The 11,894-nt window shown below is 67.9% G+C and carries 10 protein-coding genes and 1 pseudogene; all 11 read left to right on the top strand.

Features of this window, described 5'->3' with window-relative positions; translation table 11 throughout:
* A pseudogene (locus BJQ90_RS16495) lies at window positions 1–323 on the top strand (site-2 protease family protein); the annotation flags it as partial.
* A 113-nt stretch (window positions 324–436) separates the two neighbouring features.
* A complete protein-coding gene (locus BJQ90_RS16490) occupies window positions 437–1,540 on the top strand; it encodes a tRNA (adenine-N1)-methyltransferase (RefSeq protein ID WP_226761298.1) in 1,104 nt (367 codons plus the stop codon).
* Between the two features lie 82 nt (window positions 1,541–1,622).
* Window positions 1,623–3,419: a proteasome ATPase gene (gene arc, locus BJQ90_RS16485; protein ID WP_226761297.1), complete on the top strand. Its 1,797-nt coding sequence runs from the start codon at window positions 1,623–1,625 to the stop codon at window positions 3,417–3,419.
* A 59-nt stretch (window positions 3,420–3,478) separates the two neighbouring features.
* Window positions 3,479–5,089, top strand: coding sequence for a depupylase/deamidase Dop (gene dop / locus BJQ90_RS16480; RefSeq protein ID WP_226761320.1), 1,611 nt, complete (start codon window positions 3,479–3,481; stop codon window positions 5,087–5,089).
* 88 nt (window positions 5,090–5,177) lie between these two features.
* On the top strand, window positions 5,178–5,381 hold the full coding sequence (locus BJQ90_RS16475) for a ubiquitin-like protein Pup (RefSeq protein WP_024365265.1): 204 nt from the start codon (window positions 5,178–5,180) through the stop codon (window positions 5,379–5,381).
* Between the two features lie 89 nt (window positions 5,382–5,470).
* On the top strand, window positions 5,471–6,340 hold the full coding sequence (prcB, locus tag BJQ90_RS16470; RefSeq protein ID WP_226761296.1) for a proteasome subunit beta: 870 nt from the start codon (window positions 5,471–5,473) through the stop codon (window positions 6,338–6,340).
* A 1-nt stretch (window position 6,341) separates the two neighbouring features.
* Window positions 6,342–7,049 (top strand): proteasome subunit alpha, encoded by a 708-nt coding sequence (gene prcA, locus BJQ90_RS16465; RefSeq protein WP_226761295.1) that lies wholly within the window; start codon window positions 6,342–6,344, stop codon window positions 7,047–7,049.
* A gap of 1 nt (window position 7,050) precedes the next feature.
* Window positions 7,051–8,415, top strand: a complete 1,365-nt coding sequence (pafA, locus tag BJQ90_RS16460; protein WP_226761294.1) for a Pup--protein ligase — start codon at window positions 7,051–7,053, stop codon at window positions 8,413–8,415.
* Window positions 8,416–8,526: 111 nt separating this feature from the next.
* Entirely contained in the window at window positions 8,527–9,459 is a 933-nt protein-coding gene (locus BJQ90_RS16455; protein WP_226761293.1) for an FKBP-type peptidyl-prolyl cis-trans isomerase, read from the top strand.
* A 44-nt stretch (window positions 9,460–9,503) separates the two neighbouring features.
* The gene (locus BJQ90_RS16450) at window positions 9,504–9,899 is read left to right on the top strand and encodes an FKBP-type peptidyl-prolyl cis-trans isomerase (RefSeq protein ID WP_226761292.1); all 396 of its coding nucleotides are present in this window, start codon (window positions 9,504–9,506) and stop codon (window positions 9,897–9,899) included.
* Between the two features lie 137 nt (window positions 9,900–10,036).
* Window positions 10,037–11,894, top strand: a 1,858-nt coding sequence (locus BJQ90_RS16445) for a helix-turn-helix transcriptional regulator (RefSeq protein WP_226761291.1), incomplete at its 3' end; no start/stop codon positions are given.

Genomic DNA, 11,894 nt, shown 5'->3' with positions numbered 1-11,894 from the left:
TTCCCGCCGTCGTGCTGTTCCGTCCGGACGGCCGTCCGGCTGCCGTGGTCGACGCCGGTGCCGTCGCGGCGGTTCCCGCCGGGGCTGCCGCGTTGACCCCCGTCACGGCCGTGTCCTACGCCCTCGGGTCGGGCGCCTATGTGCCCGAGTGGTCCAAGGGGCAGGAGCTGATCCAGTACCTGGCCCAGCTCGACGGACTGGAGTATGCCGTCGTGGACCGCGACGGCGCCGTCACCGGACTCCTGCGGCAATCCGCTGTCCTGGCCGCCCTCACGGGCAAGGGCGCCGGGGCCGGCAAGCGGATGTTCGGCCAAAACCGGTAGAGTTACCTGCCGGTCGTGTATTTCCGGCCCCGCCACCAGGCCCCGGGCACCAGCAGCCAGACCGCCGGCACCATGCACGGCCACCCAGCTTTACAGAAGCGAGGAACATCTTCATGAGCAGCGACACCGCCGCCAGCACCAGCCCCGACGACGCCGCAACAGCCGGCAGCGCAGCCATCCACACGGCCGCCCCGGCGGGCAGCGCGGCACGCGCGGCAGCCGCCCCCGTCGGCGCCGCACGCCGCCGTGGACCGTTCCGTGAAGGGGAGCGCGTCCAGCTCACCGACGAGCGCGGACGCATGAACACGATCAGCCTCGAAGCCGGCGGTGCGTTCCACACCCACCGGGGCTTCCTGAACCACGACGAGATCATCGGCAAGCCCGACGGCTCCGTCGTGGTCAACAACGTCGGCCAGCAGTACCAGACGCTCCGCCCCCTGCTCTCGGACTTTGTCCTCTCGATGCCCCGCGGCGCAGCCGTCGTGTACCCCAAGGACGCCGGGCAGATCGTCACCATGGCCGACATCTTCCCCGGCGCACGGGTCGTCGAAGCCGGCGTGGGCTCCGGTGCATTGTCGATCTCGCTGCTCCGCGCGGTGGGGGACAACGGCTACCTGCACTCCTTTGAACGCCGGGAAGAGTTCGCCGACATCGCCCGCGGCAATGTCGAGACGATCTTCGGCGGACCGCATCCGGCCTGGCAGATCTCCATCGGTGATTTCCAGGAGGAAGTGGTCCGCAGCGAGGAGCCCGGCTCCGTGGACCGCGTCGTCCTGGACATGCTCGCGCCGTGGGAATGCCTCGACGCTGTCGCCACCGTCCTGGCGCCGGGCGGCGTCTGGATTAACTATGTCGCCACGGTGACGCAACTGTCCCGGACCGCGGAGGCCATCCGCGCCGACGGCCGCTTCACCGAGCCCGATGCCTGGGAATCCATGGTCCGCGGCTGGCACCTTGAGGGCCTGGCGGTGCGCCCCGACCACCGGATGGTCGCGCACACCGGCTTCCTCCTGGTCACCCGGCGGCTGGCCGACGGCGTTACGGGCATCTCCGTGAAGCGCCGCCCGTCCAAGACCGACTTCAACGAAGAGGACGTCAACGCGTGGACGCCGGGTGCCGTGGGAGAGCGCGCCGTCTCGGACAAAAAACTGCGCCGGGCCGCCCGGGACGCCATCGCCGGAACGAACGTCAAGGACGATCCGGATATTACAAAGTAGTCCGCATTTCGGAAGTCTTCAGCGGCGTCCGGCTTCTTGGGGCTAATGTCTTAATAGAAGCGTAGGAAGGGGCTGATGCACGATGGAGACTCCGAACACCGATCCGGGCCAGACGCCGGCAGAGGACGCGGCAGCCGCCGCGGGACAGGCGCACGCCACCGATGGTGGCCGCTACGCCGCCAGCGAACTCTCCGTGGCCGAGCGGCAGGTCAATATCCTCCGGGACAAGCTCCGGCATATTGACCGCCAGCTCGCCGCCGCCACGCAGAACAACTCCAAGCTTGTGGGCATGTTGGAGACCGCGAAAGCGGAAATCCTCCGGCTCAAGAATGCCCTCGACCAGGAAGGCCAGCCGCCGTACAGCTTCGGCACCGTGCTGCAGCTGAACCCGAAACGGCATGCCTCCGCCGCCAACGGCGGCCACGCCGCCACCGAGGAATCGGTGGACATCTTCAACGCCGGCCGCAAAATGCGGGTGGGGATCAGCCCGCTGGTCAACATGAACCAGCTCGCGGTCGGCCAGGAAGTCCTCCTGAACGAGGCACTGATGGTGGTTGCCGGGCTCGGCTACGAACGGGCCGGTGACCTTGTCACGCTGAAGGAAATGCTGGGGACGGACCGCGCCCTGGTGGTCGGCCGGGCGGACGAGGAACGCGTCATCCGGCTCTCCGGCGCCCTGCTGGCGCAGAAGCTCCGCGTCGGCGACGCCCTTTCCATTGATTCGCGCACCGGCTACGCCCTTGAGAAGATCCCGCGCTCCGAGGTGGAGAACCTTGTCCTCGAGGAAGTGCCGGACATCACCTACCAGGACATCGGCGGCCTCGGACCGCAGATCGAGCAGATCCGCGACGCCGTGGAACTGCCGTTCCTGCATCCTGACCTGTACCGCGAGCACGGCCTCAAAGCACCCAAGGGCATCCTGCTCTACGGTCCGCCGGGCTGCGGCAAGACGCTGATTGCCAAAGCCGTCGCGAATTCCCTCGCCGCCCGGGCAGCCGAACGCACCGGCAAGACGGACATGAAGAGCTACTTCCTGAACATCAAGGGACCGGAGCTGCTGGACAAGTACGTCGGCGAGACCGAACGGCACATCCGGCTGATCTTCGCCCGCGCCCGGGAGAAGGCGTCCGAAGGCAGCCCCGTGGTGGTCTTCTTCGACGAAATGGACTCGCTGTTCCGCACCCGCGGCACCGGCATCTCCTCCGACGTGGAAACAACCATCGTCCCGCAGCTGCTCAGCGAGATCGACGGCGTGGAGCGGCTCGACAACGTGATCGTCATCGGCGCGTCCAACCGCGAAGACATGATCGACCCCGCGATCCTGCGGCCCGGCCGCCTGGACGTGAAGGTCAAGATCCACCGCCCCGACGCCGAGGCCGCGGCGGACATCTTCAACAAGTACATCACCGCCGACCTGCCGTTCCACGAGTCGGATCTCGCCGAGCACCACGGTGACGTCCAGGCCACCGTGGATGCAATGGTCCAGCGCACCGTGGAAGCCATGTACTCCACCGACAAGTCCAACGAATACCTCGAGGTCACCTATGCCAACGGTGACACCGAAATGCTCTACTTCAAGGACTTCAACTCCGGCGCCGTGGTTCAAAACGTCGTGGACCGGGCCAAAAAGTACGCCATCAAGGACCTGCTCACCGTGGGCCAGAAGGGCATCCGCATCGACCACTTGCTGCGGGCAGTCGTTGACGAGTTCCGCGAGCACGAAGATATGCCCAACACCACCAATCCGGACGACTGGGCACGGATCTCGGGCAAGAAGGGCGAACGCATCACGTACATCCGCACCATCGTCCAGGGCAAGGCGGGGCAGGAGCCCGGCAAGTCCATCGAGACGATGCCGAGCACGGGCCAGTACCTGTGACGTCGGCTGTTCCCGGCAGGCCGGCCGGCCTTTCCGGCGGGCTGCCGGTGGGCGGAGCCATGCGGGTGATGGGCTCGGAGACCGAATACGGCATCCACGCGCCCTCCGCGCCCGGGGCCAACGCCACGATGATGTCCGCCCGGGTGATCCAGGCGTACGCCCAGGTGACACGGCAGCGCGCCGCCGGCGGCGCCGAGACCCGCTGGGACTACACCGACGAGGAACCGCTGCATGACGCCCGCGGCTGGACGCTGGAGCGCAGCCAGGCAGACCCCGACCAGCTGACCGACCAGCCGCCCGTCCTCGACGCCGAGGCCGTCGCCCTCGCCTACGGGCGGCAGGAGCTGGAGGCCGACGGCGAGGACGAGTCCGGCACGCTGCTGATGAACATGGTCCTCGGCAACGGCGCCCGGCTCTACGTCGACCATGCCCATCCCGAGTACTCCAGCCCGGAAGTGACCAACCCGCGCGCCGCCGTCACCTGGGATGCTGCCGGAGACCTCGTGGCGCTTGCGGCGGTGCGGCGGCTGGCCGCCGACCCTGACCTGCCGCCGGTCAACCTCTACAAGAACAACACCGACAACAAGTCCGTCTCCTACGGCTCCCACGAGAACTACCTGATGCCCCGCACGGTGCCGTTCGGGGACATTGTCCGCGGCCTGACCCCGTTCTTCATCACCCGGCAGATCATCTGCGGTGCCGGCCGGGTCGGCATGAAACAGGACGGCTCCCGCCCCGGCTACCAGATCAGCCAGCGGGCAGACTTTTTCGAGACCGAAGTCGGCCTCGAAACCACGATCCGCCGCCCCATCATCAACACCCGCGACGAGCCCCACGCGACCGCGGACAAGTACCGCCGGCTGCACGTCATTATCGGTGACGCCAACCTCAGCCAGGCCTCCAACTTCCTCAAATTCGGTACCACCGCGATGGTCCTGAGCCTGATCGAGGCCGGCCTGGCGCCCAAAATCGAAGTCCACGAGCCGGTCGCCGCACTGCAGTCCGTCAGCCACGACACCTCGCTCACGGCCACCGTGCGGCTGCTCGACGGGCGCCGGATCACCGCCCTGGACCTGCAGTGGATCTATTACGAGGCCGCCGCCAAGCACGCCCAGGACACCGGCGTCGCCGACGCCGTGGACGGGGACGGGCACACCCACGAGGTGCTGGAACGCTGGTCGGCGACGCTGACCGAGCTGGCCGGCGACCGGGCGGCCGCCGCGTCCTCCGTGGAATGGCTCGCGAAACTCTCCCTGCTGGACGGCTACCGGGAACGCGACGGGCTGGAGTGGGGGCACGCGCGGCTGGGGCTCGTGGACCTGCAGTGGGCTGACATCCGGCCCGAAAAGGGGCTCTACTACCGCCTGCTGGCACGGAACCGCATGCAGCGGATCGTCGACGACGGCCTCATCCAGCGGGCGGTCACCGAACCGCCGTCGGACACCCGCGCCTACTTTCGGGGCCGCTGCGTCAGCCGTTTCGGGGCCGGCGTAGTCGGGGCCAGCTGGGACTCCGTGATCTTCGATGTGCCCGGCCGCGGCAGGCTTCAGCGCGTCCCCACGCGCGAACCGCTGCGTGGCACCGAGGCCCTCACCGGCGGCCTTTTTGCCCGGCACCGGGATGCGGGGCCGTTCCTCGCCGAACTGCTGGGACTCCCGCCCGGTTCCTGAAGAAAAGGGCCCCGCCGGAGCCCCGGGCGTGGCAATATGGCTTACAGGATGTCCCTTGCGAAAAAGGGACGGACAGAAGGAGAAAACAATGGCAGGCCAGGAGCAGCAGCAGCCGCAGTCGCGGGACACCGAAGTCGACGAAGACGTCCCCGCCGCACCTCCCGCTCCCGCGGAGGGGCAGGCGTCAGCCGCCACCCAGGGCGTCGACGATCTGCTGGACGAGATCGACGGGGTGCTGGAGTCCAACGCCGAAGAGTTCGTCCGCGCATTTGTCCAAAAGGGCGGCCAATAGCACCGCCGGACCGCGGCGGCCGATGGGTTGCGCCGACACAGGGCTGAGGGCCGGAAGCCGTTGATTCACTACGTTGAGGGAGTGCACCAGTGCAGGAAACCACCGCCAACCAGGTAGCAGCCAACGCCACGTCCTCCTTCACTGAACATCTGCAACGCCAGCGCCCTGACTTACTGCCTTTCGGCCAACTGCCTTTCGGCCAACTGCCTTTCGGCCAACTGCCTTTCGGCCAGGGCCAGCAGCTTCCGGCGGGCAACCCGGCCACACCCCTGCAGGTGCCGCACGGCACCACGATCGTCGCGATGAGCTACGCCGGCGGCGTGCTGATGGCGGGGGACCGGCGCGCCACCATGGGCAACGTCATCGCCAGCCGGCACATCGAGAAGGTGTTCCCGGCCGACCAGTTCTCGGTGCTGGGCATCGCCGGGACCGCGGGAATCGCGCTCGACATCACCCGGCTCTTCCAGGTCGAACTCGAACACTACGAGAAGATCGAAGGGACCCTCCTCAGCCTCGACGGCAAAGCCAACCGGCTCGGCGCCATGATCCGCAGCAACCTGCCGATGGCGATGCAGGGCCTCGCCGTGGTGCCGCTGTTCGCCGGCTTCGACCGCCCCGCCGGCGTTGGCCGGCTGTTCTCCTACGACGTCACCGGCGGCCGGTACGAGGAGCAGGAGCACCACTCGGTCGGGTCGGGCTCGATGTTCGCCCGCGGCGCGCTCAAAAAGCTCTGGCGGCCCAACCTCACGGAACAGCAGGCCGTCGCCGTCGCCGTCGAGGCACTTTACGACGCCGCCGACGACGACTCCGCCACCGGCGGCCCGGATCCCGTCCGGCAGCTCTGGCCGGTGGTTTACATCGTCAACCGGACCGGGGCTTTCCGGGTTCCCGAGCGGGAGCTCGCGGCCATGGCCGGCACCATCATCGAATCCAGGGCCGTCGCCCAGCGGGAGGCCTGAGATGACCCAGCAGTTCTACGTTTCGCCCGAACAACTGATGAAGGACCGCGCGGATTTCGCGCGGAAAGGCATCGCGCGCGGGCGCTCCGTGGTGGTCATCAGCTGCCGCGACGGGATCGCCCTCGTGGCCGAGAACCCCTCCCCGTCGCTGCACAAAATCGGCGAGATCTACGACAAGATCGCATTCGCAGCCGTGGGCAAGTACAACGAATTCGAAAGCCTCCGCCAGGCCGGGGTGCGCTACGCCGATGTGCGCGGCTACTCCTACGACCGCGAGGACGTCACGGCCAGGGGCCTCGCGAGCGTTTACGCGCAAAGCCTGGGGGCGGTCTTCACTGCGGAACAGAAGCCTTTCGAAGTCGAGCTCGCCGTGGCCGAGGTGGGCCCATCCGCGGAATTGGACCACCTGTACCGGCTGACTTTCGACGGGTCGATCGCCGACGAAAACGGCTTCATAGTGATGGGCGGCCAGGCGGACAAGGTGTCGGAGGCCGTCGCCGCGGGCTGGCAGGGCGACCTCGACTTCGCCGGCGCCATCAGGCTTGCCCTGGCCGGCCTTGTGGCCGACAAGGAGACCACCACACTGCCGGCGTCGGCCGTGGAGGTGGCGGTGCTGGACCGCGGCTCGGAAAGCAGCCGCGGCACCCGACGCGCCTTCCGCCGGCTCGAAGACGCAGACATCACCGCACTGCTGGCTGAGGAGAACTGAGATGGACAAGCGCATTTTCGGCATCGAGACCGAGTTCGGGATTTCCTACTCGAGCCCGGAGTCCCGCCCGCTGGCCCCCGAAGAGGTGGCCCGCTACCTGTTCCGCAAGGTGGTCAGCTGGGGGAGATCCTCCAATGTGTTCCTGACCAACGGCTCCCGGCTGTATCTCGACGTCGGATCCCACCCGGAGTACGCCACCGCGGAATGCGACGACCTCGCCCAGCTGATCGCGCACGACCGGGCCGGGGAGCTGATCCTCGATGACCTGGTCGACGAGGCGCAGGAACGGCTCGCGGCGGAGGGCTTCAACGGCACCGTCTACCTGTTTAAGAACAACACCGACTCCGCCGGGAACTCCTACGGCAGCCATGAGAACTACCTCATCCCGCGCCGCGGTGAATTCTCCCGGCTTGCCGAGATCCTGATTCCCTTCCTGGTGACCCGGCAGCTCATCGCGGGTGCCGGCAAAATCCTGAAGACCCCGCACGGGGCCACGTACGCGTTCTCCCAGCGCGCGGACCACATCTGGGAGGGCGTCTCCTCCGCCACGACGAGGTCCCGGCCCATCATCAACACCCGCGACGAGCCCCATGCCGACGCGGAGTTCTACCGCCGGCTGCACGTGATCGTGGGCGACTCCAACATGTCCGAGACCACGGCGCTGCTCAAGGTCGGAACCGTTGACCTGATCCTGCGGATGATCGAAGCCGGGGTCATCATGCGCGACATGCGGATGGAGAACCCGATCCGCAGCATCCGGGAAATCTCGCACGACCTCAGCGGCCGCGCTCTCGTCCGGCTCGCCAACGGCCGCCAGCTCACCGCCCTGGAAATCCAGCGCGAATACCTGGGCAAGGTCACGGCGTTCGTCGCCGAGCAGGGCGCCCACAATGCCCACGTTCCGCTGATCCTGGACCTCTGGGAACGCACGCTCGATGCGATCGAAAGCGGCGACACCAGCAGGATCGACACCGAAGTGGACTGGGCGATCAAAAAGAAGCTCATGGACAACTACCGCGAACGGCACAACCTGGGCCTCGACGCGCCTCGGATCGCCCAGCTGGACCTGACCTACCATGACATCTCGCGCACCCGCGGGCTCTACTACCTGCTCCAGTCCCGCGGCGCCGTGCGCCGCGTGGTCGATGACACCGCGGTCAAGGACGCGGTGGACGCCCCGCCGCAGACCACCCGCGCCAAACTCCGGGGAGACTTCGTCCGGCGCGCGCAGGAACTGGGCCGCGACTACACCGTGGACTGGGTCCATCTGAAGCTCAATGACCGGGCCCACCAGACCCTTTTGTGCAAGGACCCGTTCCGCAGTGTGGACGAGCGGGTGGATGCCCTGCTGAGCTCTATGGGCTGATACCCAGCTTTCCGCGTTATTCTGGAGGGGTTGCCGTTCGCGGCCAACGCTTGCTTTGCTGCTGGCAACTGCCCGGCGAGGCGTCCATCCTGCCCCGACGAAAGTTCTTAAGTGCGCCGACTACTTGCAATTCTTCTTCCCGGACTGCTGCTGCTGACTGCCTGCGGCGGCGGCGAACCGGCCGCCCCGGAACCCACCAGCCAGTCCGCCGGCGAGACCGCCAAGCTGGACTCCCTCAAGCTGACGGAGAACGGCGACAAGAAGGCCCCCGGTGTCGAATTCACCAAGCCCCTCGAGATCAAGGAACCCACCGTCAAGGTGGTCACGGAGGGCGACGGCGACCGGGTCAAGGCGAACCAGATCGCTTCGATCTCCATCGTTGCCCTCAGCGGCAAGGACGGATCCACCCTGGAAGACACCTTCCCGAAGGATCCCGAAGAGCTGGAACTCACTGACAAACTGAAGACCGAAAGCCCGGTCATCTACAACGCCTTCGTAGGCGCCAAGGTCGGCTCCCAGCTGGCCCTGGCCGTACCGGGCGCGGCTGCCGCTGAAGGCACCGAAGCGCAGCCCACCCAGCTCCTCGTCGTCAAGGTGCTCTCCGCCAAGGACGCACCCAAGGTCCTGGACAAGCCCGAGGGCGAGGCTGTCACCCCGCCGGCCGGACTGCCGACCGTCAAGGACAATGACAAGGGCATCCCGGAGATCACCACCGCAGGCGTAGCCGCCCCGACCGCCCTTGTGTCCCAGGACCTCATCAAGGGCACCGGCCCCGCGGTGAAGGAAACCGACACCCTCACCGTGAACTACGTCGGCGCGACCCTGGCCGAAGGCAAGGTCTTCGACTCCAGCTTCGACCGCGGCGAGAAGGCGACCTTCCCGCTGACGGGTGTTATCAAGGGCTGGACCCAGGGCCTGGCCGGCAAGACTGTCGGCTCCCGGGTCCTCCTGGTCATCCCCAAGGACCTTGCCTACGGTGACGCAGGCCAGGGTGACGCCAAGGGCGACCTCGTCTTCGTCGTCGACATCCTCGGCGTCAAGTAACCCCATACCCGCACCAACCCCAAGCCACACCAGAAGGAGCAACCATGTCATTTGGACAGCGCAACCTTGACCGCCAGAAGCCGGAAATTGACTTCCCCCAGGGCGACGTCCCCACCGAGCTGGTCATCACCGACCTGATCGAAGGCGACGGCGCCGAGGCCAAGGCCGGCGACACCGTCTCCACCCACTACGTCGGCGTGGCCTGGTCCACCGGCGAAGAGTTTGACGCCTCCTGGGGCCGCGGCGCGCCGCTCGACTTCCGCGTCGGCGTCGGCCAGGTCATCCAGGGCTGGGACCAGGGCCTGCTGGGCATGAAGGTCGGCGGCCGACGCCGGCTGGAAATCCCCTCCGAGCTGGCCTACGGCTCGCGCGGCGCCGGCGGGGCAATCGGCCCCAACGAGGCCCTGATCTTCGTCGTCGACCTCGTCGGCGTCCGCTAGCACCCACCGGCCCCGGCACCGGCCGTCCAGGCCCGGCGCCGTCCGGATCCACAAAGCGCGGCAACAATCGGAAAACTTCTTCCGGCTGTTGCCGCGCTTTTGTCAGTTTCGGGCAGGGACTTTAGTACCCTTGCGGGGTGTCAGCCTCACGTACGGAACGCCTCCTGAACCTTCTCATCGCCCTGCTCAACACCACCTACGGGCTGCGCCGCGGTGAGCTGCGCGAGAAGGTCTACCACGACACCACCAGCACCGACGTCGCCTTCGGCCGGATGTTCGAACGCGACAAGGGCGAGCTGCGGCAGTTCGGTTTCGAGGTCGAGACGGTCCGGGACAAGGGCTGGGGTTCGGATGATCCGGCCACCACCCGCTACCGGATCGGCAAGGACTCCAACCGGCTTCCGGACGTCAGCCTCACCCCGGCAGAGTGCACCGTGCTCATCCTCGCCGCCCAGCTCTGGGAACACGCGGCCCTGGGCTCCGCCGCCGTCAACGCGGTCCGGAAGCTGCAGGCCTCCGGCGGCCTCGTCGACGCCGAACTCCCCGCCGGGGTCCAGCCGCGGATCCGCCCCGCCGGCCAGGCCTTCGAGGACCTGGTTGCCGCCATGCACGCCCAGCACCCAGTCAGTTTCCGCTACCTCGCCGGCAGCACCGGCAAGGAGGAAGAGCGGTTCGTGGAGCCGTGGGGCCTCGGCAGCCGCTTCGGCCAGTGGTACCTCGTCGCCCGGGACCGGACCCGCGGGGAGAAGCGCTTCTTCCGGCTCTCCCGTCTCACCTCGGCCGTGACCGTCCTGGACAAGGAACACTTCACCCCGCCGGCGGACTTCAACGTCCGCGCCGAACTCGCCGGGCTGGCGGAGCTGCCGGTCCGCACCGCCGTCGTCGACGTCCCGGCGGGCAGGCTGCACGGTCTCCGCCAACGGGCCCTCCCCGGCGCCGCCATCCCGGAAGGCCCTGCGGCGCCGCCCCAAACCGGCCGGGACCGCCTGGGCGTGCCGTACCGGGACGACGAGACCCTCGCCGAGGAACTCGCCTCCTACGGGCCCCGGGTCCTGGTGGTGTCCCCGCCCGAACTCGTGGCGTCCGTACGGCGGCGCCTGGCGGGCGCAGCCGACTTTGCCGCCGCGCCGGTCCCGGAGATCTCCTTCCCGGCGGCCGCTTTCCCGGCAGCCCGGCGCGGCCGCAAACGCACGTCCGAGGACCAGCTGGCCCGGATGCTGCAGCTCGTGCCGTTCCTGGTCCACAACCAGGGCCTCCACATCAGCGAAGTCGCGGCGAACTTCGGCATCACCCGCAACGAACTGGAAGCGGACCTGCGGATCCTGATCTGCTCCGGCCTGCCGGAGGGCTACCCCGACGACCTGCTGGACATCCAGTGGGACGACGACCACGTCACCATCAGCCAGGACCTCGACCTGAAACGGCCCGTCCGCTTCACCGTGGAGGAGGCCTGTGCCCTGCTGACCGGCCTGGAAACGCTCAACGGCCTGCCTCAACTTGCCGAGAGCAGCGCGCTGGAGTCCGTCACGCTCAAGCTCATGGCGGCAGCGGGGGAGGAAGGGCTGAAGGCGGCGGCACTGTCCGGACCCGAGGTGGGGCCTGGCAACTCCGCAGCCCTGGAAACCGCCCGCGAAGCCATCCGGACCGGCGCGCAGCTGCGGCTGCGCTACTTCTCGCCCCTCCGCGATAGCGTCTCCGAACGCAGCATCGATCCGCTGCGGCTCTATTCGCTGGACAACACCTGGTACCTCGAGGCCTACTGCCATTCCGCGCAGGGCCTGCGCAACTTCCGGCTCGACCGGATCGAGGCCCTCGAAACCACCGGCCTGCCCGTCTCGGAGACGGCCACACCCGGCGGGGGTTTCCCCGTCAAACTCTTCACCCCCAACGACGACGACACGGTGGTGGTGGTCGAACTGACCCGCCGCGGCGCCGGGCTCGCCGACGAGTACTACGCGGAGCGGACGGCAGAGCTGCCCGACGGCGGGCTGCTGG

Source organism: Arthrobacter sp. SO3 (assembly GCF_020532825.1).
GTDB lineage: Bacteria > Actinomycetota > Actinomycetes > Actinomycetales > Micrococcaceae > Arthrobacter.
Note: the sequence above shows the minus strand (reverse complement) of the source record. Positions and strands in the feature narration are given on the sequence as shown.